Raw genomic sequence first — 25,818 nt, 5'->3', positions numbered from 1 at the left:
GTCGGAGAGGGTCTTTTTATAATCTCTGCAATCGTTCTGCGCCCTTCGTCTTCAGCCAGCGGAGCGCAGCCCCATCGGCCAGGGCAAGGATGCCCAATGCTGCCATCCATGCGGCCTCGACCGGCACGAACTGCGCCAGCACCAGCACCCCCACGCCCAGCACAAAGCCAGCGGCCCAGTTGACAAGCAGTGCCAGCAGAACACTGGGGTTCTGCTTGATGACGGCCATCTCGCTCGTCCAGTGAAAGCGCGGCATCGTCACGCCGAACATCAGCCCGGCGGCAGCTGTGAAAACAACATCCAATGCCACCAGCAGACCCGCCAGCAGGGCCGAAGTCCACGGCACGCGCAGAAGCACCAGCCCGCAAGCCAGGCAGAGCAGCGCGGGCGGCAGGGTGACCAGCAGATGCAGGTCCAGTTTCGCCCGCAGCACCTGCCATGGTGTCACCGGCAGACTTTGCAGCTGCCACAGCTGTTCCCCTTCCAGTGAGACGGACGGCACGGTGAGGAGGTTCATCCCGGCCACCAGCACTACCGTGAAGGTCAGAAGCACCGCGCCCAGCTCCTGCGTGGGCAGCCGCGCCGCCAACGCCCGCAGTGCGTCCGCCTTGTATCCCATTGCGCCGCTGAGAAGCAGCAGCGCCAGCGAACCCATGGCACAGTTGAGCAGATAGGACGCGCTGCTGCCCAGATGGAGCAGTTCCCGGCGCAGCAGCGTCCGCCGCAGCGAGGAACGGCGGGCCAGCCGCGCCCGCGTCCGTTTCACAGCCCCGCGCCGGGTCGTCATCAAGGTCAGATACGGCCCGGAAAGCGCCCTGCCCAGCGCGGCGCAGAGCAGCACGATGCCAACGGCCAGCACCAGCAGCGGAAGCGGTTCCCCGCAGGCCGCACGTCCCAAAAAGTGCCCCGCACCCGTTAGGGCCGTGTTGTTTTCTCCCAGCGCCGCCTGCCCCAGCACCTGTTCAAGGAGAGCCATTCCCCGTTGGTAGACGAGACCATACACCACCGCAAGCCCCAGTGTTGCCGCAATCGTGACCAGCGTTTTGTGTGCGGCCCGCGCAGTGCAGAGAGCGACCACCCACCCCAGCAGCGCCGCCAGAAGGGTCGCTGCCCCGGCCAGCACCAGCGCCATGGGGACTGCACTCAGCAGCCCGCCCAGCGGAGAAGCTGCATACAGCCCATACACCACCTCTGCCGGGACCCAGAGCAGCAGCAGATAGAACAGGCACATCGCGTACAGCCCGCTCATCCGGACGGCAAAGATCATCCACGGCGGGATGGGCATCGCCAGCAGCAGGTCGTTGTCCCTGGCCTGAAACAGGCTCCCATAGCTGGAAAATGCCCCGGCAAACACGCCGACAGCCAGCGCCAGAAGCTCCATCGTCAGGAAGTACAGTGCCTCCTGCCCGGCGGGCAGCAGCAGCTCCCCCAGCGGCCACGCCAGCGAGAAGAAACTGCCCATCACCAGCAGCACGATGCCCCCATACAGCGCTCCGAACGCCAGTCGGCCCGCTCTGGTGCGGTGTCTGCCGGTGCTGGCGCTCCGGACAAGGAAGGCCCCCTGCTCCCGCAGCTGTTTCCGGAACAGAGCGCGGAACAGACATCTGGTCTCAGTGTCCATCCTGCACCCCTTCCAGCTCCAGAAAGACCGATTCCAGCGAAGCATCGCCCCGCACCTCGGCCATGGAGCCAGCCCGCACGAGCCGCCCCTGCCGGAGGATGGCCACCTGGTCGCAGAGCTTTTCGGCCACTTCCAGCACATGGGTGGAAAAGAAGATGGCCCCGCCTGCATCGCAGAAGGCCCGCATGGTCTGCTTGAGCTGGCGGGAGGCCAGCGGGTCCAGCCCCACGAACGGCTCATCCATCAGGATGAGTTTGGGCGCGTGGAGCAGTGCCGCCAGAATGGCCAGCTTCTGCTTCATGCCGTGGGAGTAGGAACTGATGGGCTGGCCCAGTGCTTCGGTCAGCGCAAAGCGCTCGCCGTACACCCGCACCCGCTCGGCGCGGGCAGCCTCGCGGACGCCGAACACGTCCGCAATGAAATCCAGATATTGGATACCGGTCATGTAGCCATAAAGAGCCGGGTCATCCGGCAGATAGGCCAGCTGACGCTTGGCCGCAAGCGGGTCGTCCCGCATGGAACAGCCGTTCACCCGCACCTCGCCGCGATCCGGCTGCAAGATGCCGCAGCAGCATTTCAGGGTGGTGGTCTTGCCCGCCCCGTTCGGCCCGATGAAGCCGAAGATCTCTCCCGGCCGGATGGTCAGTGTGAGGTCATCCACCGCCGTTTTCTCGCCGTACTGTTTGGTCAGATGCCGGATCTCCAGCATTCGGATCTCTCCTTTCGGTCTTGACGCGCTCCTGTTTGATAGCCAAATCGTATCATCCGCGGAAGTGCCTGTCAAGCATTTCGGCGCAAGTCGGGATGCAAAAGCGGCACCAGCCCGCAAAGCAGTTTTGCTTTACAGACCGGTGCCGCTTTCTATTCATTTCAGGACTGCGACATTTTTGATGCCGTATCGTGCAAAAAGTTTCAGTGCTGCCGGGCCGATGCGTTCCCCGCTCACCACGATGGGGATCGCCGGCGGGCAGGAGACGGTGGGCATCGCGCAGATGCGGCCCAGCGCCGTTTCGGCGGGGATCAGCTCCTGCGGGGCGAACACCGCCTGCCGCACGGTGCAGACCGGCGCAGCCTCCGCCGCCAGTTCCGTGAAGACATCCGCTTCCGGTTCCGGCAGAGCCGGGGCCGACGGCAGAGCCGCGCAGAGCCGTGCCACTGCCGCTTCCAGCCGCTCATAATCCTGCGCCGGGTTTTCGGGGGTGAACATCAGCACAACATAGCGCGGGTCGGCATATTCGCACTCGATGCGTTCCTGCCGCAGAGCCTCGGCCAGCGCGGTGCCGGTCATGCCCAGTGTAGCAGCATCCAGCGTGAGTTTGAGCGGCTCACGGGCGGGGTCGTCCACCGCCAGCGGGAACGGACAGCCTGCCGCAGCGGCCTGCTCGTTCAGCACCCGGCGCATCCTGGTCAGCTGCCCGCAGCAGGAGTAGAGCCGCAGCGGATACCCCTCCGAAAGATACCGGTTGCACCGGTCGAGGGATTGCAGGATCAGATAAGACGGGCTTGTGGATCCGAACAGCGCCAGTGCATTGCGGACTGCCGTTTCCTCCTGCACGGGCGCTTTCGGCCCCAGATGCAGGTAGGCGCCGCCGGTGAGGACAGGCAGGGTCTTGTGCCCGGAATCGCAGCACATCGCCGCCCCCAATGCAATGGGGTGGCGGCTGCCGCCCACCAGAAAGTTCAGGTAGGCACCGTGGGCATTGTCCACCAGCAGCGGCACACCGTGCGCATCGCAGACCCTTGCAAGGGCCGCGATGTCCTGCATCCCGCCGAGGTAGTCCGGGCTGGTGAGGTAGACGCCGAAGGGGGGCTTCCCCTGCCCGGCCAGCCGGTCCAGCGCAGCGGCAAGCTGAGCTTCGGTCACGGGGCAGCTGTACAGCGCCCCGGCCGCGTCCGGCGCGGGCCAGAGCCACTGGATGTCAAGATCCAGCAGCGCGGCTGCATAGAGCAGCGCTTTGTGGGCGTTGCGGGCCGCCAGCAGCACCGGGCGCTGCCCGGCGGGGGCCGCCTGCATCGCCAGGCAGAGCATGGCCCGGATGCACTGGGACGAGCCCTCTGTGCTGTAATAGGTATGCACCGTGCCGAACAGCCGGGTAGCGTTGGCTTCGCTCTGGGCAATGATGCCATCGGCCTCGTACAACTCATCCGCGCCCCGGATCTCGGTGATGTCCAGCCCTTCAAACCCCAGCAGGGCCTGCCCCTTATGGCCGGGCATGTGAAGGCGGGAAGTCCCTGACTTTGCGTAGTTCTGCACAAAATCCACAATAGGCGTGGTCGTGCTCATTCGCAGGCTTCGCCGTCGGCGCAGGCGTTGCAGGTAGAGCCCAGCTCAATAGGCACCTCGATGCCCTTGGCGGCAAGTTCCTGATTCTCGGCTACTTTGATCATGATGGCGCACTCCATACGCTTTTTGAACAGCTCGCAGCCGTACTCGTACACGCCGGTAATGCTGCCGGTGGCATGGTAGGAGTTGGCAGCGCAGCCGCCGGAGCAATACAGCTTTGCCCAGCAGTCCTGACACTCCTTGCGGGCGTAGGCGTTGCAATGCTTGAACTCATCGCGCACGGCAGTGTTCGTAACGCCCTTCCAGATATCGCCCATCAGGTACTTGGGGTCGCCCACAAACTGGTGGCAGGGGTACAGATCGCCCCAAGGAGTAACAGCCATGTACTCCGTGCCGGAGCCACAGCCGGAAATGCGCTTGTAGATGCAGGGGCCGCCGGTGAGGTCGATCATGTAGTGGTAGAAGGTAAAGCCGCGGCCCTCGCGGTTGCGCTTGATCATTTCCTTGGCAAGGATCTCGTACTGTTCCTTCAGGATGGGCAGATCTTCCTCGGTCAGGGCACTGGGGTCGCCAGGCTTAGACACCACAGGCTCCATGCTCAGCTCAGTAAAGCCGAGGTCGGCCATGTGGAAGATATCGTTGGTGAAGTCGGTGTTGTAGTGGGTGTAGGTGCCGCGCATGTAGTAGTTCTTGTCGCCGCGCTTCTTCACGAACTCCTGGAACTTGGGCACGATGGTATCGTAGCTGCCATGGCCTGCATAGTCCTTGCGGAAGCGGTCGTTGACCTCTTTGCGGCCATCCAGACTCAGAACGACGTTGTGGCACTCCTTGTTGCAGAAATCGATCACATCGTCATCGATCAGCATACCGTTGGTGGTCATGGTAAAGCGGAAGTTCTTGTTGTGGATCTTCTCCTGCTCACGGCAGTAAGCCACCAGCTTTTTGACCATGTCAAAATTCATCAGCGGTTCGCCGCCAAAAAAGTCCACCTCAAGGTTGCGGCGGGTGCCGGAGTTTTCGATCAGGAAGTCCATGGCACGCTTGCCCACTTCAAAGCTCATCAGCGCACGGTCGCCCTGATAGCGGCCCTGCGAAGCAAAGCAGTAGGAGCAGTTCAGGTTGCAGGTGTGTGCAACATGCAGGCACAAGGCCTTGACCACGGTGTTGCGGTTTTTAAAGTCGAAAGCCATGTCGGCGTAGGTATCGGGGCTCCACAGCTTGCCCGCCTGTTCCAGCGCGGCCACATCCTCCAGGCACTGGCGCAGGTCGGCCTCGGTCACGTCGGGGCGGTCGCCGTACTTTTCGAGCATGGCCGCTACGATTGCATCGGCGGAGCGCTCCTTGTACAGAGCGATGACGTCATACGCCACATCGTCCACTACATGCACCGAGCCGCTGCAGGTGTCCAGCACGATGTTATAGCCGTTCAATTGATACTGGTGTACCATTTTACTCTCCATTCCAATTATACAAAAAAATGCCGCCCGGCAAAGGCGGCAGGGGGTTGCAAAAATTACTTGTTGCTGTTCTCGCACTGCTGGTTAGCCACGCCGCAGGAGGTCTTGCAAGCGGACTGGCAGGAAGTCTGGCACTCGCCGCAGCCGCCGGTCTTAACGCTCTTGGTCAGGTCACGAGTAGCAATGGTCTTAATACGTTCCATAATAGAAAACCTCTCTAGCTCAAAAGATTTGATGCGCAGAACCACCCACGCACGATATTACCTTTGTGTATAATACCACGGGCCGGGCTGGATGTCAAGATTTTTGTCACAGTTTGGCGGGAAGCGTCATCCTTCGTACAACTTCTCCGTCACCTTCGGTGACACCTCTCCTTGTAGGAGAGGCTTTGGCATTCCGCAGACTTCGCCTCTTCGGGAGAGGGTTCATCCTCCCATCGGCTGATATTTCTGCAAAATAGTATGCAGGCCAAGCTCCCGCGCCTGAGCCAGCAGATAGCGGTAGCGGCACAGCAGAGCCTGCCGCTCGTAGATGTGCTGTTCGATGAGGTCGGTGTCCACCTCCAGGTCGAACATCATCTCGTTCTGGCGCAGGCAGAACAGGCACTCTTTCAGCTCCTCTTCCAGTTCTGGGTGATAGCGTTCGTGCTCCGTATCCCGCGGGATGCGGTCGGACAACAAGGTTTTTTCTTTTTGCGCAGACTGTGCCATCGTAGTTCCTCCTCTTTGTGCATCTTTGCTTCTACTGATTTCCAGTATATGCAAAGAGAGTGAGAAGGATGACGGTTGATGGAGTCCTACCATAAGAAATCGTCTACCTCCCCGATGACTCTGCCCCATTGCTCTGACATTTCAATTCAAAATGTTCCGCGAAAGACCGTCTCTTTTCAAGATTTTGCAAAAAAGTTTGAAAAAGCGCTTGACAACTCCGGGCTTTTCCCGTATAATAGCACACGTTGAGCGGCTCACAAGCCAAACAGCAAAGCAGATCTTGGGGATTTGCATAGTGGTAGTGCGGTAGACTCTGACTCTACTTGTGGGAGTTCGATTCTCTCATCCCCAACCAAAAAGAACCAGTCGAACATGTTCGGCTGGTTCTTTTTCTCTTTGTTTCCCCTATGAACAGAAGTGCTCCGCTTTCAAGATTTACAGCATCTGTACAGAAGCCGCAAATCGAGACAGCGGAGCACTTTATTTTATGGTTTTGTGAAACGTTGTTCGAACAGCAGAATCAAGACCATCCTGCCAATTCCTCACCCTTTGGGAGAGGTGGCATTGCGAAGCAATGACGGAGAGGGTCAGTAGTTCAGACCGAACCCGCTGCGGTAATAGTTGCCGTCGGCGTCACAGTAAGCATAGCTGCCGCCGCGCACCCCGGCGAGGATGGCCGGGTCGATATACAGGTCCTTATCGTAGCCGGGCACATCGTTAGGCGAAGCGCAGATCTCACGCACCACACCGTCGATCTCCTGCTCGGTGATGGCGATGACGGCGGGGTCGGACACCATGGTCAGGCTCAGCTTGCCGGTGGGGGCAAAGTCGCCGCTGATGACGTCCACCTGTGCGTTCAGGGCGTTGTTCAGCGCCACCGTGCTGACGGTGTACTGGATGGTCAGCGCGTCGCAGTAGGGTTCCAGCTTGTCCAGCAGCCAGGGGTTGTTCACCACGCAGGTGCCCACGACCTTGCCGCCGCGCGCATGGATGGCATCGGCCAGCTCCCGGATCTTCTCGACGTCCTTCAGGGTGGTCACCGTGACCTGCTTGCCGGTCTTCTTCTGGCTCTTGTTGGTCTCGCGCTCGTCGGTGACGATCTCACCCATCTCAATGACGGGCATGGCGAACTGGTAGAACACCACGCCGTTGCTGATGGGCCACACGTGGAGGTACAGCACATCGGCCTCCTCCGGGGTGGCGACGACGGTGTAGCCCTTTTTCTCGAAGGCCTCCGCCAGTGTCTTGCGCAGCGCCTCGTCGGCATTGGCAGAGCCCAGACCGGCACCCATGGCCTGTGCCATTTTGGCAAAGCCGGAGTCCACGCCCTTGAAGGTGACGATGCAGACTTTCTTCTCTTTGGCCAGCGGCAGAACACCGCCGTGGTTTTTGACCAGAACGACGGCCTTCTGGTTGGCTTCGTAGGCCTTCTTCTTGGCACCATCGAAGTTGTCCTGCCGGGCCTGGTCGGCCTGGTCGGGGTCCAGATAGGGGTTGTCCACACGCTTGGTGCGGAACAGGCTCAGCAGACGATTGTAGCTAGCGCGGTCGAGGTCGGCCTTGGGCAGCAGACCGTCCTCCACTGCCTTGATGATGTTCTCCGGGTCGGTGTTGCCGCCGATGACATCGGTACCGGCGGAAATGGCCTTGGCGTAGCGCTGGGGCACCGTCAGGTCCTCCACGCCGTAGATCTGCACACTGGTGATGCCGGAGTCGGAGTTGATGTAGCCGTCAAAGCCCATCTTTTTGCGGGCCAGGTCGGTGAGCAGCTCCTTGCTGTATGCGCTGGGCACCGCCTCGGTGCTGGTCACCTCTCCCCGGTAGGTCTGGGGCACGGCGCGGCCATCAGCGGCGATGCGGGAGTAGTCGGGCATGATGGAAGATGCCTTGTGGTCGAAGGCGCGCTGGAACGGGGGCAGATGGTACTTTTCCATCGAGCCGGGGGTGCGGTAGATACGCCACTGACCGATGGGCACATGCGGCTCGAAGCCGTTCTCGGAGGGGGCATCGCCGGGGAAGTGCTTGACCGTCAGGACGACCGAACCCTCGTTCAGGCCGTCGTCGCCGTTCTGGTAGCCCTTGATGAGGGCTTCGGTGATGTCGCTTGTCACATCGGTGCGCTCGCCGTAGGTGCCGTTGGTGCGGGGCCAGCGGGGGTCGGTGGCCACGTCCACCTGCGGGCCGTACATGATGTGCAGGCCCTCGGCCTTCATCATCTTCCGGTCCGTGTCGGCCATTTCATAGACGAAATCTGCGTTGCCGTCTCCCAGCACCGCTGCACCGATGCCCAGAGAGTCCGGGTAGCCGATGTTGATGGGGTTGGTGTGCAGAGAGTACGGAATCGCCACGCCTCCCTTGCAGGCTTCGTATTCCAGCATCTGGGTGCCCGCATTGTGGTACAGTGCCACCATACCGGCCTCGCAGTGCATATCGCCGCGGTAAACGCCCGCCGTGATGTGCTTGTCCAGCACATCAGCGTCATCAATGCTCATGGTCATGCCGGGCAGCGGGCCGGGGATGGGCTTTTCGTCCGGGTCGTGGTGCTTGTAGATCTTGGACATTTCCAGCTTGCCATCGGCCCCAGTGGCCGCAGCGCGGGTGGGGGCCACCGGGGTGTTGAACAGGGTGTTCAGCACAAGGCCAGCCTGCTGGTCCAGGCGCAGATGGGCCACCATATCCTTTGCGCGCTCTTCGGGGCTGAGCCGCCAGTCCTTATAAGGGGCCAGCTCGCCGCTGTTGTCCATATCCTTGAAGTACAGGCCGTCCCTGACGATGACGCCGCAGGTGGTCACACCGATGTCGGGGCCATTTTCGTTGTGGAAGACCACCGGCTCCAGGTAACGGTCGGTGATGCTCTCCCCCGCTTCCAGAGCATAGGGTGCCGGAATGACGCCGTCGCGGGCGTCGGCCCACTGGGCAGCGCTGGTGTATCGAATCTCCATCTTGTTTCTCCTTTTTCGTGCGCGGGAATGCGCAGCTGATATATCACTTGTTCTTTTTTATTATACCCCACGGCCCAATCGTTCGCAAGCGAACAACCCGTGCTTTTTCTGAATTTCAGCATTGCTCACAAGGAACGTTCCAGGAATCTATGCAATTCCCCGAACCAGCGCAGCGTGTCCCCGCGCTCGGTCCGCTCCGCCGGGCACAAAAAGAGACCGCTGGCTCCGTCAATAACGGAAGGAGCACAGCGGTCTCTCTCGGTTCAGGGCATTACCAGATCATCTGGATGCGGCCTGCGCCGTAGGGATTCTCGTAATCCAGCAGATAGCCCGGGTAATCGGCCAGCGGGCTGTTGGCACTGGAAAGGTGCGGCAGACCGTTTGCATCCACGCCGCCGAACATGGCTGCGTAGCTGGACATGACGAGGTAATCCTCAGACACATAGTCCTTGATCAGCTCTGCGCCATCAAACATGGCAAAGCCATCGCCCAGATTGCGCAGAGTGTAATTCATACCGGCCAGCGCATAGGTGGCGTTCGGGTCCAGAGGCTTGTATGTGCCGGTGGTCTTGTCGTAGATCTCCACATTCGAAACACGCGGGGTCGTAGCACTGCCAATCCAGACATTCTTCTCGTCGGTCTGCACGGTGTTGGGGACCATGACGTGGATCTCATACTTGGCACCGGCAACCTGCAGGAAACCGCCGTTCTCCTTGCCCTCGGCACCGGCGAAGCGGGCACCAAATTCGAGGGCGTCCAGGATCTGCTTGCCGGTGACAGACATCAGACAGGCCACATTGCCAAACGGGCTGACCTGCTTGCAGGTCTTGAAGGTCCAGTAGCCGGCTTTCTCATCGGCGCGGATGCCGCCGCCGTTCATGATAGCGATGTCACAATGCAGCTGTTCCACCTCATTGAAGTAGGAGTAAATGCCGTCGGCCACGAAGTCGCCGAGATTCGTCTCTGCCATGCGGATGCGGCGCTTGCCAGTCTCGGGGTCGGAGATGTAGAAGTTCGTATCGGCAACAGCGATCTTCTCACCCAGCATGTCGTCCACTGCGCTCACCCACTCGCTGGTGGCAGCGGCCACAGCGGCGTCTGCGCCATCGTAGCTGGGCAGCAGCTCGGTGGTGATGGAGCCATCGGCACCGATGGTCATCTTGCCGACATTCTTGAAGTAGGAGCCGGTCTGGGTCAGGGCGACAGCCTTGCCGGAAGCATCGGTCACCTGCTTATTCTCCATCACGGTGTGCGAATGGCCGTCGATGAATGCATCGAAGCCGGAGGTGTGCTCGATGACTTCCTTGCTGGTCCAGGGCGAAGAGGAAGGATCAACGCCCAGATGGCCCAGACCAATGATAGTTGTTGCACCCAGCAGCTTTGCCTTGTCGATGGCCTTCTGGACAGCCTTGTACAGCTTCTGGCCATCATCGCCGCCGAGGATGTCATAGATGTACTTGGTCTGGCTGGCGTTCATGAAGTAAGCCGGAGTAGACTTGGTGAAGGTCTCGGGCGTGGTGATGCCCACAAATGCGATGACGCGGCCGCCGATGGTGAAGATCTTGATGCTGGGCAGCACCTTCAGGCCGGTGCGCAGGTCCACCCAGTTGCAGGAAACATAGGGGAAAGCGGCTTCCTTCATGGCTGCCTTTGCACGGGCCATGCCGTAGTCGAATTCATGGTTGCCGGGCGTAGCCAGGTCGTAACCGGCCTCGCTCATCAGCTTGATGATGGTCTCGCCGTCATCCATGGAGCCATAGGCCGTGCCCTGGATGTGGTCGCCGGCGTCCACCAGCAGAACGTTCTGGCCAGCGTCCACATAGCTCTGCTTCAGTGCAGCGATGCCGGCATAGGTCAGTTCGGGGGATTTCTTGTCGATGTAGGTGTGCACATCGTTGGTGTAGAGGATGGTAACAGCCGACTTTTCGCCCAGGAAGCAATTGGTCTCTTCGGCCGATGCGGCGGGTGCGCCGAGGGAGACTGCGGTCAGTGCAGTGGCAGCTCCGGCAGCCTTGAGGAAGCTGCGGCGGGAAATGAACTGTTTCACAGGAAATGACCTCCTTCAATTTACGGTACTCTCTTTTTGCGGCCTCTCTGCCGCCGCCCGCACAAAAGCTCCCCAACGGGGAGCCGTGGTGTGCAGCGCAGCCGCAGCGAGGTCTGCATTTCTGGATTAAGCATATCACAGAATGCCGCTCCGGGCAAGAGAAAACTGTAAAATCCGCGCAAATCCTTTTCACGAAAGTCGTACTATTTTGGAAATTTTCCGTAAAATCATACGAAAAAGGGCCGGGCCCTGCATCCTGTCTCAGGGTGCAGAGCCCGGCCGCATTCAGGGGGAGGTCCAAACTGGATCGGAGGAGACGTTTGAGAAAACGCCTTAAATGGCGTTGTATTCCTTGAGGAATTTCTCAAGGTCGGTACCCTCGATCTTCTTGAGCACTTCCTTGAGGGCCACCCTCTGGATGAAGGGCAGGTCCATATCGGTGATCTTCTTGCCGTCGCGCAGCTTGACCGTTGCATCGATCAGGGCACGTACATCATAGGTGCTGCCCCAGACCTCAGGCACACCACGGTCGATGTCCAGCAGGGTGTACACAGCTTCCATACCGGTGCGCATGGAGTATTCGGTGGTGAAGATGGTGTCACGGCCGGTCTCGGCGAACTGACCCAGGAAGGCAAAGTTGACAGCACCCTCCGGCACGATATCAGGACGGTCGCCCATCGCACGCGGCATAAAGAATGCATCGATATACGGCATCATGACCGGGATGGTGTTGGCACTGTGCTCGGCCAGCTCGGCGATGTCCTCAGTGGGAACGCCCAGATGGTACAGCCACTCCATGCAGATCTCACGGCCGGTGCAGTCGCGCATGGCCTTTTTGACGTAGTTGCCGGGCTTATCACTGAACAGGCCGTAGACCCAGACGCACAGCTGGTTCTTGGGCTGGTCTCGGAACTGCTGCTGACGGTTCAGCGTCCAGCTGAGCAGCCAGTTGGAGTCCTTAACGGTGACGATGCCGCCGGTGACGGTGTGGCCACTGAACGGGTCACGCTTGCAGATCTTCTGGATATACTGTGGGATTTTGTCGTCCAGCGTAGTGATGGTGGCGCTTTCCCAGTTGGAATGTTCGGGGTCGGAGCAGAACTTTTCAGGATTGCCGAATGCAGGGTCCTGTGCAGCGATCTTCTTCCACAGATCCCAGCCGTTGCCCGGCTTGATGGTGGGATCAAAGCCTGCTGCCTTGTCCTGTGCGCCCATCGTGCAGCTTTCCACGCAGCCGCCGTTGGTGATGAACAGCAGATCATTTTCGGTCAGGTCAATGGTGCTGATCTCACCTGCGTGCTCCACAACCACGCTGCTTGCCTGCTTGCGCTTGCCATTGATCTCAAATTTCACGTCCACGACCTTGGTCTCATAGTGGAACTGCACGCCGTGGTCCTTCAGGTAAGTGACCATGGGCAGGATGATAGATTCATACTGGTTGTAGCGGGTAAAGCGCAGGGCAGTGAAGTCCGGCAGACCGCCGATGTGGTGGATATAACGCTTGAGGTAGAGCTTCATTTCCAGAGCACTGTGCCAGTTCTCAAAAGCAAACATGGTGCGCCAGTACAGCCAGAAGTTGGAGTTCAGCACTTCATCATCAAAGAAATCGGTGATCTTCTTATCCTGCAGCTGCTCGTTGGGGGTGAAGAAGAGCTTCATGATCTCCATAGCACCCTTATCAGACAGGCCAAACTTGCCATCGGTGTGGGCATCCTCGCCGCGGTTGACGGTAGCACGGCACAGTGAATAGTTGGGGTCTTCCTTGTTCAGCCAGTAGTACTCATCCAGCACACTGGCACCCTCGGTCTCCAGAGACGGAATGGAGCGCAGCAGATCCCACATGACCTCGAAGTGGTTATCCATCTCGCGGCCACCGCGCATCACGTAACCGATATCGTATTTGTAGCCGTCGCAGGCACCGCCGGGGATGGGGTCTTTCTCAAACACATGCACATGCTCGCCCTTCATCTGGCCGTCACGCACCAGATAACATGCAGCTGTCAGTGCGGCCAGACCGGAACCAATGATATATGCAGATTTATGATCGACACCCTCCGGCTTTTTAGGAGTTGCAAATGCTTCATAGTTGCCACTGGAATAGTACATAACGCAAACCTCCTGAAGTTTTGGTTCTTTCCGGGCGGCATTCCCGCTCGCCCTTTCGTTGTGCTTAGTATAACCCATCCCCTGTGACAGAACAACATACAAAAGATGACCAGTGTATAAATTTTATACAAAAACCAACCTTTGTCGGAAATATGGCGAAAGTGTGAAGCGCAAAAAAGCTCCCGCCTTCCTGTGACAGAAGACGGGAGCGGATGAAATCCGTTTGGGTTACTGTTTTGCCTCCGGGGCGACCTCAAAGTCGATCTTGCCCAGGTTCACATCCGCACGCACAATGGTGATCATCATGGTGTCGCCCAGACTCCAGTTCTTGCCGGAGACGGGGTCGGACAGGCGGATGCCCTCGGTGAGCATGGTACCGGAGGGGATCAGGCTGGAAGCCGGCACAAAGCCCTCCACGCCATTGTCCAGCTCAATGAACAGGCCGCGCTGGGTCACGCCGGAAATGCGGCCCTCGTAGCACTCGCCCAGATGGCGGCGGGCATACTCGGCCTTGTAGCAGTCCTCAGCCTTGCGCTCGATCTGCATTGCAATGATCTCGCGCTCACTGGACTGCTTGCTTGCCTTCTCGGCAAAGTCGCTGTAGCGCAGCACCATGGTATCCTTATCCATGCCCTTGAGCTGGGCGGTCATGATGCGATGGATGGCCAGATCCGGATAGCGGCGGATGGGGCTGGTGAAGTGAGCGTAGTCCTTCAGCACCAGACCGTAGTGGCCCTTGGGTTTTTCCTCATACACAGCCTTGGACATGCAGCGCAGCATACCGGTATTGATGATCTGCTCATACGGGCCGCCGCGCACACCTTCCAGAATGGCGCTCAGCTCCTTGGGGGTGGGCACATCCTTGGCAAAGTGATCATTGATGCCGCAGGCCTGCAGCAGAGTGTGCAGACGCTCCAGCTTTTCAGCATTGGGTTCCTCGTGCACACGGTACACGAAGGGGATCTGCTTCACGCGGGCAAAGTGGGCAGCGCACTGGTTGGCCAGCAGCATGAACTCTTCGATCATAGCTTCGCTCTCGCCGGAGGTGCGCTTTTTCACATCGATGCAGTGGCCGTCCTCGTCGAGGATCAGCTTCACCTCGCCGCTCTCGATATCCATGCAGCCGCGCTCCTTGCGCAGGCGGGCGCGGTGGCCGTACAGCTCCTTCATGGCGGGCAGCTGGCTGAGCACTTCATGGTACTTGCCCTTCAGCTCGTCGTCAGCACTGCCGGCCAGCAAGGCATTGATCTCGGAGTAAACACCCTTGACGCGGCTGCGGATGACCGACTTGACAAAGCGGTAATCGATCAGGTTGCCATCCTTATCCAGATGCATCAGGCAGGAGAAGGCCAGACGCAGCACGCCCTCATTCAGGCTGCAGATGCCGTTGGAAAGCTGCTTGGGCAGCATGGGCACCACCTGATCGGCATAGTAGACGCTGGTTGCGCGGTTAAACGCTTCGTTGTCCAGTTCGCTGCCGGGCTTGACATAGTTGGAAACATCTGCAATGTGGACACCCAGCTCAAAGCCGCCCTCCGGGGTCTTGGTCAGGCTGATGGCATCATCGATGTCCTTGGTCTCAGCACTGTCAATGGTGAAGATGGGCAGGGCGCGCAGATCCATGCGGCCCTCGGTGTCCTTTTCAGAGACCTCAGCGTTCTCCAGCTTCTTGGCTTCCTCACGAACCTTATCCGGGAAGCGGCTGCGGATATCCTGCGCATAGAGCAGGGCCTTTGCGCAGCGCTTTGCTTCGTCCGAGCTGCCAAACCGCATGGCAACGCCCACGCGGTGATCTTCCTGCCGATTGCCGCGCTGCAGGATCTCCACGGCCACCTTGTCGCCGTCCTTTGCGCCGCCCTCGCAGTCACGCATCAACTGCATGGAGATGGCCGGGCAGTCGTCCGGCACGAACTTCAAGCGGCCCTCAATGCGGCGGGCAGTGCCCACCAGATCGTTCTTTTCGGTAAGCACCGCGAGGATGGCGCCCTCGTCGCTGCCCTCCACACGGGGGTGCTCAAACTTTTCCACAAGCACCATGTCGCCGGGCATGGCACCGCGGGTAAAACGGCCCGGGATAAAGATATCGCTGGTGCCGTCCTCCAGCATGACAAAGGCAAAATTCTTGCCCAGTTTTACCACCTTGCACAGCAGAGCCTTGTCTGCACGGCCGGAGCGCACCGTAAAGAACACGCCCTGACGCTGGCAGATGACCGCCTCGTGCACCAGCTGATCCACAGCCTCCATCACCTTGCGGTCCGAGCCGCGGTCCCCGCCGAAGCGGGCCTTCAGGTCCTTGACGGTGCAGGGCTGGTTCTGGATGGCATGCTCGATCTTATCGCGTAATGACATAGATTTTACTCCTTAACAACATTCTCAAAATTCTCCAGCGGAATCCTGAGTTTCCCACCTTCTGCCGGAGGCATCCGCACCCGGCAGTGTTTGCCCATCGGGCTTTTCTCATCCGATGCAGACCCACCCGGCCTGTCAGAGGCTCCCCTCAGAAGAAGAGCTGTCCGCAGCGCAGACAGAGAAATTTCAGACAGAAAAACAGCCCCGTCCTTTACACGGGGCTGTGCGCGGGTCCTCAAGCCAGACGGCTGGCGAACACACAGGCCAGGACGGCCACCACGAAGAAGACGACACCGGCGATGCGGGTCACCTTGGCCAGCATCTGGTCGGCAGGGGTCAGCCGTGCGTTGTTTGCGCCGTATGCGCCGCCGTTGATGGCACCGGAAAGGCCCTGACCGTGGGTGTGCTGCATCAGGGTAAGGACGATGATGACGACCGAGGCAGCAAGCAGGATGGCGCCGCCGACGATTTCAATAGCAGACATGGATGGAACGCTCCTTTTATTGTAAATTTGATTGAGACTGCATACAAATACAAGAATATGATAGCATACAACCGCGCAAATTGCAAGATGGACTCTGCCTCATCGGGCCAAATTTTCCAGCATTTCGGCCAGAGCGGCAAAGACTGCGGCGCTGGAATGGGCAGGTTCTGTCTGGGCGTCCTGCAGGACCACGATGGTATACCGGGGCTGTTCCGCCGGAAAAACGCCCGCAAACCAGCTGTTTTTCAGCTCTTCACCCGCCCGGAACTGGCCGGTCTGGGCCGTCCCGGTCTTCCCGGCGGCGGTGGTCTCCGGCAGGGCCGCCTCGCGGCCGGTGCCGTTTGCCACCACGCCCGCCAGCAGACCGCGCAGCGTTTGCGCCGTCTGTTCCGAGACGACCGGCTCCGCCCGCCGGTGGGCCAGCGTTTCCAGCGGCTCCCCGGTCGCCTCGTCCAGCGTGTTCCGCAAAAAGAGCGGCATCCGCCAGGTGCCGGTGACCAGCGCGTTCAGCATCCCGGCCACCTGCACCGGCGTTGCCAGCAGCTCCCCCTGCCCGAAGCAGAAATTTGCATAGGCCCCGGACGAGGTCAGGGCTTCCGCCGTTGACAGGATGCCCGCCGCCGTGCGGAAGCGGTCCGTCAGTTCCGCGGCCTGCCCAAAGCCCACCCGCTCAGCCAGCGCACGGACCCGCTCGGCCCCCAGCTGCTGCCCCAGCCGGATAAAATAGCCGTTGCAGCTTTTTTCCAGTGCGGCGGCAAGGTCTACCTCCCCATGCGGGATGCCGCCCGCACAGCGGAACACCTGCCCGTCCACCTCGCACCAGCCGGGGCAGGTGTAGACCAGACCGGTCTCCCCTGCTTCCAGCGCGGCGGCGGCCAGCACCGGCTTGAACACCAACCCCACTGTGTAGCTCTGGAAGGCCCGGTTCAGCATCGGGCTGTCCGCCGCATTCAGGCTGGCAGCCGGGTCTGCCGGGTCATACCCCGGCACACTGACGCAGGCGCGGACTTCGGCGTTTGCGGCATCCAGCACCACGATGCAGCCGGTGGTCATCATCCGACCCGCAACGGCTTCCGCCGCCCGCTGGACCGGCCGGGAAAGGGTCAGCTGGACCCCCACGGCCCCGCTGTCGGTGTGGGTCTGTTCCGGCTCGCTCCGCAGACGCCCCTGCGCATTGACAAGGCAGGTCAGTGTGTCGCCCTCCCCGGTGCCGGAAAGTGCCGCATCAAACGCGGCTTCCAGCCCGGCGGCTCCCCTGCCGTCGCCGTCCACATACCCGATGAGCTGCACAGCCAGCGGCGCGGCTGCATAGCGCACGGCCACCGGCCAGCAGGAAATGCCCAGCGGCGAAACATCACGGTCCACCGTGAGCAGGAACGGAGAGACTGCGTTTCGTTTCTGGTACAGCAGCGCCTGCCCAGCCGCATCGGTACAGGAAAAGAGCCGGGTATAGTTTCCCCGCCGGGCACACAGAGCGCCATCCACTTTGTGCCAAAGCCCGTCAGAAGATGGCCCTCGCAGTCGTAGAAATTGCCCCGCCGTGCCGGGAGCGCCAGCGTCACCACGCTCTGCGCCGCCGCGCGGGCTGCATAGTCCGCGTGGGAGCACAGCCAGTACAACCGGCAGACCACCGCCGCAAAACACCCCACCAGCAGCGCATACAGCGCCAGCACCCGCCGTCCGGACATAAAAACGCCCCCTTTGGCCTTTTGAAACAGTGTGGGCCAGACAGGGGGCGTTGATGCGGTCATTCGCAGATCTTTTTCACGAGCTCTGCCGCGCGGGCAGCGTCCTCGGCGGTAGCTGTTTCCGCATAGCGGGCGCGGAGGTAAATTTCGCGCAGTTCGGCCTCGGCAACGTAGTCCATGCCGGAGGCACGGCCCATGATGTCCAGGCTGGTATCTCCGCGCAGGATGGTCAGGCCGTGGGCCTCGCAGTAGTCGAGATAGGCCCGGTATTCCCGCCGGACACGGGCGTTCGGGCTAAGGAAGAGCCCCGGCCACCGACGGCGGGTGCGCAGGGAGGTCCGGCGTTTCGTCATCGGGGCAGCACCGGTCGGTTCCGCCGCGCGGCCCCGGCGCAGGATGTGCCGCACCGCTAAAATCAGCAGCACCGCCGCAAAGAGCACCGCCACTCCGGCCAGCACCCGTGGGCCGTCCATCAGCAGGCCGCTCTCCTCGCCGATGGCGTCCCGGACATCGCCCGCTCTGGATTCATACAAATCGCCCATTGCGACCTGCCGGTTTGCGAACAAGGCCAGCACCCACGCAATGGCATACCACAGCTTTTGGAACACCACGACGATGCCGTAGGCCACCACATTGTTCAGCACCAGTTGCAACACCGGCACCAGCAGCTTGAAATACACCGCTGCGGCCAGAGCTTTCACCCCGTTCATCACGGCGCTGCGGCTGAGCAGAAAGGCCGCGCCGCTCAGCGCCGCCAGAAGCCCGCCGGATATCAGCAGGTAGGATGGCGCACTATACACCTCCGGGTCCTGCCGGGTCGTCCGAGTAAACCAGACCAGCGCAAGCGCCGCCGTGATCGCCATGGGCAAGGCTGTGGTCAGCACCGCGTCTGCGTTCCACAGCAGCATCGCCGCACCGAACAGCGGCCAGATGCGCAGCAGCCAGCGGAACCGCTCCCCCTGCTGCACTGCGGAAAGGCCGAACTCTTCCCGCACCGCCAGCAGCGTCACATAGCACACCGCCGGGAGATAGACGAGCTGATCCGCCCGTGCAGGCAGAAACGGCAGCGCCGCCGCACTGGCCAGCGCCAGCACGGTGCGCAGGGAGGGATTTCCCCGGAAACAGGCCGCCGCCGCAAAACAGACAGCGGGCCAGAGAAGCGCCCAAATTGTGGGATGCCCGCCGAAGCCTGCCGCAAAAAAGCCTGCAAAGGCGTAGTAGAACGCGAGGTCGCCCAGGATGCGGAGTCCATGCAGTGCTATCATACCGGTCCCTCCTCTCCGCGTTGTTGCACACATTCCGGCGTGAGGACCAACAACTGGACCCCTGGCATCGGGTTCAGGCAGGCGCGGGCCTCTGCTTCCGGCTCTGTGGTCAGGAAGATGCAGCTCGTCTGCTCCTGCGCGTGATAATACCGGGCGCAGAACTCCCGGCAGGGCTGGGCGGTCTGCCCGGTGGCGCGGCCCAGCATTTCCAGCATGCGGCGGAAATGTTCTGGTCCGTACCCCTGCGGCACTTCCAGCGGCTTTTTCCACTCGTCGCCCGCCGTCACGGTCGCGTTCATCAGCAGGTCGAACGTTGCATTCAGCGCAAAGCGGTAGGACACCGCCTTTTCTTCCAGCATCCGGCAGACCGTCCGGGCCATGGAGTAGCACCGCTCCACCCGCTCCGGCTGGGTATAGCGCGACGAATCCGCATGGACCAGCACCACGACCCGTGGTTCGGTCGTGTAATCAAACTTTTTCACCATCAAGCCCCGCCCACGGACGCTCTGCTTCCAGGAGATGGCCCGCATCGGGTCGCCGCTGGTGTACTCGCGATAGCCTGCCGTCAGGATGGGGTCTTCGTAGAGGTAGCGGTTCACCGAGATGCCGCCCAGAAAGCCGCCCATCAGGCCGTCCAGTTCCGGCAGGTCGCACTCCCTGGGTGGAACGACGAGCTCATGGAAGCCCCTCTCTGTGCGGGATTGCGTCTTCAGGCCCAGCAGGTCGCCGCCGATCAGCTGTAGCGGCTCCAATACATAGCGGCCCCGCTGCCCGACGCGGACCGCGACTTTGAACGAAGCCTCCTGCTGCGGACGCAGCCAGGCCGTGCACCGCACAGTGTGCCCCTGCCCGGCGCAGTCTCTGGTCAGGTGGTCCATGCTGCACGGGGTGAGCTCCCGCCCCAGATGGAGCCGCAGGGCTGCAAATGACTTCCAGTGGGGGCCGCTGTTCCGTACGGTCAGCCGCAGGTTCACCGGCTGGTCTGCCTCGGCAAGGAAGTCCTCCGTTTCCAGCAGCCCCTGCAAATCGTCCAGACTGTGGACACAAGACTCCTGTTCCAGCCAGAAGAGTAGCCCCGCCAGCACCAGCGCAAATACGACCGCCGCCATCAGTGGTTCTCCAGCGGAACTTCAACATCGGATAGCAGCTTCCGCAGCCGCTGGGTTGCAGCTTCCGTGTTCATGCTGCCGCCCAGGACCACACGATGGCAGAGCACCGCCGGGGCCAGCCCCTTGACGTCCTCCGGAACAACGTAGTCCCGGCCCTGCAGAGCCGCGTAGGCTTGCGCCGCCTGATACAGCGCCAGCGCACCACGGGTGGACACCCCGCTCACGAAACCGCCCTGCATGCGGGTGGCCTCCACGATGTCCATCAGGTAGTTCTTCACATCGTCGGAGACCTTCACCTCACGGTAAGCCGTGCGGACATAGGCCGTTTCCTCCGGCGTGACCACCGGGTTCAACTGGCTAAGCACCGCCTGCGCCGACGGGCGGGACAGCACTTCCATCTCCTGCTCCCGGTTCATGTACCCCAGTGACAACCGCATGAAAAAGCGGTCCATCTGGGCATCCGGCAGCGGGAAAGTGCCAAAGGATTCCAGCGGGTTCTGGGTCGCCAGCACCATGAACGGCTCAGCCAGGCGGCTCGTCACGCCGTCCACCGTGATCTGCTTTTCCTCCATGGCTTCCAGCAAGGCCGACTGGGTGCGTGGCGTGGCGCGGTTGATCTCGTCCGCCAGCACAAAGTTGGTGAAGAGCGGGCCGGGCCGGAACTCGAACTCGCCGGTCTTCTGGTTGTAGAAGTTGATGCCCGTCAGGTCCGACGGGAGCAGGTCGGGCGTGAACTGTACCCGCCGGAAATCCCCGCCCACAGTCCGGGCAAAAGCGCGCAGAAGCATGGTCTTGCCGGTGCCGGGCTTGTCTTCCAGCAGGACATGGCCTCCGCACAAGAAGCTGACGAGGACTTTTTCAATGATGTCGTCCTTGCCCACGATGACCCTGGCACAGTTGGTGACGACCTTGTCCCGATAGGCGGTAAAAGCTGTTCGTTCCATAACGATACCCCTCTTTATTTTGATGAAACAGGTCTATTATATCACATTTTGCATCAGAGGGGCAGTGATTTGAAAAAAGGAGGCGGAGCCTCCCACATGGGAAACTCCGCCTCCTGCGGTGTATAAATTTGATTGCGCGCGAAGCGGCTTAGTACATGCCGCCCTTCCAAACCACACTTTTGGAGCCGAATCACGCATATCCGGAAACGTAGACTTTTGTAGAATTATCAAGGCCACAAGCCGATTTTTCCAGATTCTCCGTTTTTGCACGATCCACGCTTTTCTACGCAAATCTACGCCACTTACCGGGTGATTGGCGTAAGTTTTGGCGTAAGTTTCGGCGTAAGCAATTCCGCTTCATACGTCGAAAATCACAGGTTGCCGACAATCTGTTCAAAGGCCTTCTCAACTGATTCAAAGCTGCTGTGCGTGTAGACATCCAACGTCACACTGGCATTGGAGTGTCCCATCAGGTATTGCAGGCTTTTTACATCCAGCCCGGCCTGCTGAACATTGGTGCAGAAGGTGTGTCGCAGCACATGAGATGTAATGCGCGGAACAGGTTTGCCGTACGCCTTCTCAAACTTTCCCTGTACGCCACGCATATAGTTTTCCAAGTGCATTGCCACCTTTGGCATCCCGGACTTGTCCAGAAAGAGAAATCCGCTGCAACCATCTACCAACGCTTCCACTTTCGTGGACGCTCTGGCTTTTACTACACGCCGCAGCGCTGCACAAACGGTATCTGTCATGGGAACATTGCGGATACCGCTTTTTGTTTTCGGCGGTGTGACAAAGTAGGGCTTTTCAGCCGTCCGGCAAAGCTGCCGCCGGACATGGATACAGTGCCGTTCAAAGTCGATATCTGCTCGTGTCAGGCCATACAACTCGCTCACGCGCAAGCCGGTTCCCATAAGAATGACGATATCATCATAATAGTTGCCGCCATAGTCTTGAACGAATTGCAGATATTTCTCCTGCTGTTCTCTGGTCAGGGCATTGCGCACATAAGCGTCCTTCGGCACAACATCCGACAGCTTGAACTTGAATGGATTCTTGCGGATGATGTCATCCTCCACCGCCATCTCAAACGCCGGTCTGACAACGCTTTGCAGGATTCCTATGGTGTTTTGCTTGAAACCGCTGTCATGCAGAAACACGAACCAGCCTTTCGCATCGGACAATTTTACCGTTTTGATGGCTTTTTGCCCGAAAGGGTCAGCATGAATCCGCTTGACCGCTGTGTTGTACGACCGAAGTGAATTGGGTTTCAACCCACGTTTCAGGTTCATATAGCGGTCAACCAGATCAGCCACCGTCATCTCTCCGGCGGCGTAGTCGATGCCGTCTGCCAGATCGCGCCACAGTTCTTCCTCTTTTTTCCGCAGCTCTGTCAGGGATTTAGCGTAAATACAACGCCGTTTCTTGTGGATATCGGTATAACGATAGTCGTAGGTGCCGTTTGCTCTCTGGCTTTCGCCATCCTTCAAAACACGGCCCTTGCTATCCTTGCGCTTTTCAGACATTTAGAAACTCCTTTCTGTGAAAAGCGCATATAGGGGTTAATTTTAGTATACCATACCGACCATGCGATTTCCACCGATATCGAATAGAAAAGACGTTGCATCATTCTCAAATAGAATACGCCTGCTCGATAAAGCAATCAAACAGACGGCGCTTGATCAAACGCTTGTTGCCCACCCAAAGGACAAATTTGCACTTATCCTCGTTGGTAATCTCGCGCAGTTTATTGATGCCAATGCCGGAGTAAGCCGCAGCTTCCTCCAGCGTCAAATTGCTCTTTTCCCAGATCGGAACTTGTCGGGACTTGGTCCCTCCATCTTGCTGATGCAAGACCGTTCCGTCGCTTGAAGTCTCCACCGGGGACTTCATTGCTTCGCAAACGCGAACTTCCTTCATAGGCAGACCTCCAATTCCTTGTAACCGAACGCCTGTAACCGGGCAGGAAAACTCTCTTTTTCTGTACGCAGGACATTCGGTGGACTTTATACTTTTTCTTATCTTTTTAAGGTTACATGGTTACAGAAAGAGGAAAACGCAGCAGTCATGCGGCTTTTCCGCCGTAACTAAGGTGTAACCGAACCTGTAACCAGACGTGTAACCGCCATTCATCAGAAGGGAAAGCCCAGCTGCTTAGCTTCTGCATCCGTTATTTCGGAGAAATCTTCAGCCCCGGTTTCGGGGCTGGTTACGCGCTCCCAGCCTTTCTGAACGCCGTACTTCGGGTAACGCTTGGCGGTCTTGTGCGCCTGCCAGCCTTGGATATCGCCGCGCGAAATGCCGGTGTTCATGATCTCGCAGATAGCGCGGGTCTCCCACTCTGCCGGGATATTGGTGTTGCCCAGTGCTTCCGCATAGAGCTGCTTGGAACACACCCTGTCACCCGTGTAGTCCTCCAGAAAGGCATAGATCATGCCAGCCTGTGCATCCTCCTGCATGAAGTCCTGCTGATGGGCTTGCAGCGTTTCCTGCATGGCAGGGCTGAACGCCAGCTTGTAATTACCGCTGTTGTAAATCGTCATGGCTTCTGCCCAGAGCTGGTCGATATAGGTGCGAGATTCCTCCTCATTGTCCAGAATGTGGACTTCGGCCAGTTCCGCATCCACTGGGACAGGGATAAAGCGGCGGTTGCCCGTGCGGTCACGGGGCAAAAAATCCTGCCGATTGGTCGTACCAGCAAAGACGCACTGGCGCAGACGGTCGGCAGGATGGGTCTCGTAGGGGACTTTATAGGTTTCTTTCTGTTTGCTGAGAAAGCTCTTGATTTCCTCGATGCTCTTGGCATTGGCGGTGGCGATCATCTCCGACATTTCGATAATCCAGTGACCTTGCAGCTTGCGGTACACGTTGTCGTCGTCCAGCCGCCGCAGGTCATCCGAGAACCACTCGTCCTTAACGGCCAGCAGCCGAAAAAAGCTGGACTTCCCCGCACCCTGACCTCCCACCAGACAGAGCATGGTCTCAAATTTGCATCCCGGCTGGAACACCCGCTTGATGGCTCCCAGCAGGAAAATTTTCATAGCTTCGCAAGTGTACTCGTCCTCCGCAGCACCGAGGAAATGGTGCAGGACGTGGGCTATCCGTTCCGTACCGTCCCACTTTAGGCCATTCAGGTAATCCCGGATGGGGTGGTAGCGGTTCTCGTTGGCAATGATGCGGATGGCGGATTCAATCTTCTTTTCGCTGAAAATGCCGTACTTCTCCATTTGCCGCAGGATATACTTCATATCGGTGTCGTTCAGCGTCTTACCAGATCTCGGCCAGCCCACAGGCTTTACGATGTCGATGCGCTCACTCAACAGGTTCAGCCGGATGGCATCGGCCAGCACATGGTCGTTCTACAAAATCGTGATGCAGTTCTGGATCGTCCGCTGGATTTCGCCATTGGAGTGCTTGGACAGCATTTCCTTCACATCGGTAATGGTTCGGGGAGCGCGTTCTTCGTTGACTTCTTTGCTCAATAAACATCACCTCGTACTATTATTGAAAACGATTTTTTGACTTCTCGGCGGTAGGCGGTGCAGATGGATTCCGCTGCGCCTGTTCTGCCTGCAAGCGGCTCAGCAGTTGCAGAACGGAATCCCGTGCTTTCTCCTTGACCTGTTCCTTGCCTTTCTGCCGGGCCTCCGGCTTCAGCAGCTTCTCCTGCAAGCGGGCAGCGGTGGTCTGCATGGTCTTGAGAAACTTGTCCAGCACGGTGTCCAACCGATGGGCGGCGTATTCTCTCGTGGTCTGCGGAGCCTTACGTTCCGGGGACAGCACCCACTTCTTCGTGTCCTCGATCATCCGCATATCTTCCTTGCGGGTCTCGGTGCGCACCACGTCGGTCACGACCTCCACCGCCTTGTCATAGGCCGCAGCCGAAACATCTTCCAGCAGGGTCTCCATGTCCGAAACTTTCAGGGTCAGCTTGTCCAGCTTGTTCTGCTGGGCGGCAAGCTGCTCCTTCTGCTTGGCAAGAATGAAGTCCTGCTTTTCCAGATATTTGCGGTTTCCGTACTCCGCTTCTTCCTCCAATTCCAGCCCGTGCCGCTTGGCGATTTCAAATAGCATCTTCCGGCAGGCGGCATCAAAGGTGATCTTGCGGTTGTTGCGGCGGCTGAGGGGCTTGTCCGGGTCGGGCAGCTCGAAGCTCAGTGCTTCCAATGCCTTTTCCTGCTGGGGTGCCACCTCGCCGTACTTGTTTTCGCAGTCGAACACATGACGCTCATGGATGTGGGGAGTGCTTTCATCCAGATGCAATGCCCAGTCCAGCACATGAACATGGTCGCCATACTTGGCTTTGAACGCCTCGATGAACTCGGTGACGATGTTCAGCAAATCCTCCGCCGAAGCGTGTTCATCCAACGTTCCAAGTTGGTAGATGCTCTCCTCCGGGCAGGTCTTGCGGCTGGACAACAGGTCGGGAATGGAGCGGTTGCGCTCTGTGTGCCGGATCTTGGCGTTACGCTCATTCTGGCTTTCGACAAAGGCAGTGTAGTGGGTCTCATAGAATTGCCGTTCCACATCTGAAAAGGTCGCCGCCAGATCATCCGGGTCGGGTGGAGCGAGAGCCGAATGGAAGCCGTGGAAGCAGTCCCAGTAGATGTTGCCCTTGGCTCGTTCCGGGTCGATGTGCTCACTGTTAGCAAGGTTGAAACTGCGGTCATTGTGCTTGGGGTTGTAAGTGCCGTGTGCTCCGGCTCGTCCGTTGTGTCGTGTTAATTTCAGATAGACATCCCTCTTTTCCTATATTTTTTGTACGGTCACTCGTGCGATCAAATCACAGGAGTGATACAGTTCTTCTAAGCA

At 59.4% G+C, this 25,818-nt stretch carries 20 protein-coding genes and 1 tRNA gene; 1 reads left to right on the top strand and 20 read right to left on the bottom strand.

Features of this window, described 5'->3' with window-relative positions:
• Positions 1 to 16 precede the first annotated feature (16 nt).
• From ACNQFG_RS09780 to ACNQFG_RS09755, 6 genes are all read right to left on the bottom strand, one after another.
• Positions 17 to 1,621, bottom strand: coding sequence for a hypothetical protein (locus ACNQFG_RS09780; RefSeq protein ID WP_423404754.1), 1,605 nt, complete (start codon positions 1,619 to 1,621; stop codon positions 17 to 19).
• Positions 1,611 to 2,330: an ABC transporter ATP-binding protein gene (locus ACNQFG_RS09775; protein ID WP_423404753.1), complete on the bottom strand. Its 720-nt coding sequence runs from the start codon at positions 2,328 to 2,330 to the stop codon at positions 1,611 to 1,613. The genes ACNQFG_RS09780 and ACNQFG_RS09775 overlap by 11 nt, the downstream gene beginning before the upstream one ends.
• Before the next feature lie 156 nt (positions 2,331 to 2,486).
• Complete coding sequence (locus tag ACNQFG_RS09770) at positions 2,487 to 3,905, bottom strand: amino acid decarboxylase (RefSeq protein WP_423404752.1); 1,419 nt, start codon at positions 3,903 to 3,905, stop codon at positions 2,487 to 2,489.
• On the bottom strand, positions 3,902 to 5,353 hold the full coding sequence (scfB, locus tag ACNQFG_RS09765) for a thioether cross-link-forming SCIFF peptide maturase (protein WP_423404751.1): 1,452 nt from the start codon (positions 5,351 to 5,353) through the stop codon (positions 3,902 to 3,904). Before scfB ends, ACNQFG_RS09770 begins: the two co-directional genes overlap by 4 nt.
• 65 nt (positions 5,354 to 5,418) lie before the next feature.
• Complete coding sequence (scfA, locus tag ACNQFG_RS09760) at positions 5,419 to 5,565, bottom strand: six-cysteine ranthipeptide SCIFF (protein ID WP_005926683.1); 147 nt, start codon at positions 5,563 to 5,565, stop codon at positions 5,419 to 5,421.
• Between the two features lie 222 nt (positions 5,566 to 5,787).
• Positions 5,788 to 6,072 carry a DUF2508 family protein gene (locus ACNQFG_RS09755; protein WP_118552849.1) on the bottom strand — a complete coding sequence of 95 codons (285 nt, stop codon included), beginning with the start codon at positions 6,070 to 6,072 and terminating at the stop codon, positions 5,788 to 5,790.
• A 281-nt stretch (positions 6,073 to 6,353) separates the two neighbouring features.
• On the opposite strand from ACNQFG_RS09755, the gene ACNQFG_RS09750 reads away from it, so the two are divergent.
• Positions 6,354 to 6,427, top strand: a tRNA-Gln gene (locus ACNQFG_RS09750).
• 232 nt (positions 6,428 to 6,659) lie between these two features.
• Here ACNQFG_RS09750 and ACNQFG_RS09745 read toward each other — a convergent pair.
• The 14 genes from ACNQFG_RS09745 to ACNQFG_RS09680 all read right to left on the bottom strand — a co-directional run bounded on the left by ACNQFG_RS09745 (position 6,660) and on the right by ACNQFG_RS09680 (position 25,533).
• Positions 6,660 to 9,014: a glycoside hydrolase family 3 protein gene (locus ACNQFG_RS09745; RefSeq protein WP_423404750.1), complete on the bottom strand. Its 2,355-nt coding sequence runs from the start codon at positions 9,012 to 9,014 to the stop codon at positions 6,660 to 6,662.
• A 271-nt stretch (positions 9,015 to 9,285) separates the two neighbouring features.
• Positions 9,286 to 11,061 (bottom strand): bifunctional metallophosphatase/5'-nucleotidase, encoded by a 1,776-nt coding sequence (locus tag ACNQFG_RS09740; RefSeq protein WP_423404749.1) that lies wholly within the window; start codon positions 11,059 to 11,061, stop codon positions 9,286 to 9,288.
• 333 nt (positions 11,062 to 11,394) lie between these two features.
• Positions 11,395 to 13,167 (bottom strand): oleate hydratase, encoded by a 1,773-nt coding sequence (locus ACNQFG_RS09735; protein ID WP_423404748.1) that lies wholly within the window; start codon positions 13,165 to 13,167, stop codon positions 11,395 to 11,397.
• A 228-nt stretch (positions 13,168 to 13,395) separates the two neighbouring features.
• Positions 13,396 to 15,516, bottom strand: a complete 2,121-nt coding sequence (rnr, locus tag ACNQFG_RS09730; RefSeq protein WP_423404747.1) for a ribonuclease R — start codon at positions 15,514 to 15,516, stop codon at positions 13,396 to 13,398.
• Positions 15,517 to 15,751: 235 nt separating this feature from the next.
• On the bottom strand, positions 15,752 to 16,000 hold the full coding sequence (gene secG, locus ACNQFG_RS09725) for a preprotein translocase subunit SecG (RefSeq protein WP_097792492.1): 249 nt from the start codon (positions 15,998 to 16,000) through the stop codon (positions 15,752 to 15,754).
• 99 nt (positions 16,001 to 16,099) lie between these two features.
• Positions 16,100 to 17,485, bottom strand: a complete 1,386-nt coding sequence (locus ACNQFG_RS09720; protein ID WP_423404746.1) for a penicillin-binding transpeptidase domain-containing protein — start codon at positions 17,483 to 17,485, stop codon at positions 16,100 to 16,102.
• Positions 17,486 to 17,747: 262 nt separating this feature from the next.
• The gene (locus tag ACNQFG_RS09715) at positions 17,748 to 18,953 is read right to left on the bottom strand and encodes a hypothetical protein (protein ID WP_423404745.1); all 1,206 of its coding nucleotides are present in this window, start codon (positions 18,951 to 18,953) and stop codon (positions 17,748 to 17,750) included.
• Positions 18,950 to 20,062 carry a DUF58 domain-containing protein gene (locus ACNQFG_RS09710; protein WP_423404744.1) on the bottom strand — a complete coding sequence of 371 codons (1,113 nt, stop codon included), beginning with the start codon at positions 20,060 to 20,062 and terminating at the stop codon, positions 18,950 to 18,952. The genes ACNQFG_RS09715 and ACNQFG_RS09710 overlap by 4 nt, the downstream gene beginning before the upstream one ends.
• Positions 20,062 to 21,006, bottom strand: a complete 945-nt coding sequence (locus ACNQFG_RS09705) for an AAA family ATPase (protein WP_207685401.1) — start codon at positions 21,004 to 21,006, stop codon at positions 20,062 to 20,064. Before ACNQFG_RS09705 ends, ACNQFG_RS09710 begins: the two co-directional genes overlap by 1 nt.
• Positions 21,007 to 21,377: 371 nt before the next feature.
• Positions 21,378 to 22,532 carry a tyrosine-type recombinase/integrase gene (locus ACNQFG_RS09700; RefSeq protein WP_423404743.1) on the bottom strand — a complete coding sequence of 385 codons (1,155 nt, stop codon included), beginning with the start codon at positions 22,530 to 22,532 and terminating at the stop codon, positions 21,378 to 21,380.
• Between the two features lie 106 nt (positions 22,533 to 22,638).
• Positions 22,639 to 22,926, bottom strand: a complete 288-nt coding sequence (locus ACNQFG_RS09695) for an excisionase (RefSeq protein ID WP_005932579.1) — start codon at positions 22,924 to 22,926, stop codon at positions 22,639 to 22,641.
• A gap of 212 nt (positions 22,927 to 23,138) precedes the next feature.
• On the bottom strand, positions 23,139 to 24,254 hold the full coding sequence (locus ACNQFG_RS09690; protein ID WP_423406578.1) for a VapE domain-containing protein: 1,116 nt from the start codon (positions 24,252 to 24,254) through the stop codon (positions 23,139 to 23,141).
• Positions 24,255 to 24,365: 111 nt separating this feature from the next.
• Positions 24,366 to 24,488: a hypothetical protein gene (locus ACNQFG_RS09685; RefSeq protein WP_423404742.1), complete on the bottom strand. Its 123-nt coding sequence runs from the start codon at positions 24,486 to 24,488 to the stop codon at positions 24,366 to 24,368.
• 19 nt (positions 24,489 to 24,507) lie between these two features.
• On the bottom strand, positions 24,508 to 25,533 hold the full coding sequence (locus ACNQFG_RS09680; RefSeq protein ID WP_423404741.1) for a hypothetical protein: 1,026 nt from the start codon (positions 25,531 to 25,533) through the stop codon (positions 24,508 to 24,510).
• Positions 25,534 to 25,818 lie beyond the last annotated feature (285 nt).

It is taken from the genome of Faecalibacterium prausnitzii (genome assembly GCF_049532945.1).
Taxonomy (GTDB): Bacteria; Bacillota; Clostridia; order Oscillospirales; family Ruminococcaceae; genus Faecalibacterium; species Faecalibacterium prausnitzii_N.
This window is presented reverse-complemented; position numbering and strand designations above follow the sequence as displayed.

Coding starts and splice junctions, on each gene's coding strand:
- scfA (WP_005926683.1), bottom strand. CDS start 5,565: ATGGAACGTATTAAGACCATTGCTACTCGTGACCTGACCAAGAGCGTT.
- ACNQFG_RS09695 (WP_005932579.1), bottom strand. CDS start 22,926: ATGAAGGAAGTTCGCGTTTGCGAAGCAATGAAGTCCCCGGTGGAGACT.
- ACNQFG_RS09710 (WP_423404744.1), bottom strand. CDS start 20,062: ATGGCGGCGGTCGTATTTGCGCTGGTGCTGGCGGGGCTACTCTTCTGG.
- ACNQFG_RS09755 (WP_118552849.1), bottom strand. CDS start 6,072: ATGGCACAGTCTGCGCAAAAAGAAAAAACCTTGTTGTCCGACCGCATC.
- ACNQFG_RS09775 (WP_423404753.1), bottom strand. CDS start 2,330: ATGCTGGAGATCCGGCATCTGACCAAACAGTACGGCGAGAAAACGGCG.
- ACNQFG_RS09705 (WP_207685401.1), bottom strand. CDS start 21,006: ATGGAACGAACAGCTTTTACCGCCTATCGGGACAAGGTCGTCACCAAC.
- ACNQFG_RS09780 (WP_423404754.1), bottom strand. CDS start 1,621: ATGGACACTGAGACCAGATGTCTGTTCCGCGCTCTGTTCCGGAAACAG.
- ACNQFG_RS09700 (WP_423404743.1), bottom strand. CDS start 22,532: ATGTCTGAAAAGCGCAAGGATAGCAAGGGCCGTGTTTTGAAGGATGGC.
- ACNQFG_RS09770 (WP_423404752.1), bottom strand. CDS start 3,905: ATGAGCACGACCACGCCTATTGTGGATTTTGTGCAGAACTACGCAAAG.
- ACNQFG_RS09735 (WP_423404748.1), bottom strand. CDS start 13,167: ATGTACTATTCCAGTGGCAACTATGAAGCATTTGCAACTCCTAAAAAG.
- rnr (WP_423404747.1), bottom strand. CDS start 15,516: ATGTCATTACGCGATAAGATCGAGCATGCCATCCAGAACCAGCCCTGC.
- ACNQFG_RS09690 (WP_423406578.1), bottom strand. CDS start 24,254: ATGAAGTATATCCTGCGGCAAATGGAGAAGTACGGCATTTTCAGCGAA.
- ACNQFG_RS09715 (WP_423404745.1), bottom strand. CDS start 18,953: ATGATAGCACTGCATGGACTCCGCATCCTGGGCGACCTCGCGTTCTAC.
- ACNQFG_RS09745 (WP_423404750.1), bottom strand. CDS start 9,014: ATGGAGATTCGATACACCAGCGCTGCCCAGTGGGCCGACGCCCGCGAC.
- secG (WP_097792492.1), bottom strand. CDS start 16,000: ATGTCTGCTATTGAAATCGTCGGCGGCGCCATCCTGCTTGCTGCCTCG.
- scfB (WP_423404751.1), bottom strand. CDS start 5,353: ATGGTACACCAGTATCAATTGAACGGCTATAACATCGTGCTGGACACC.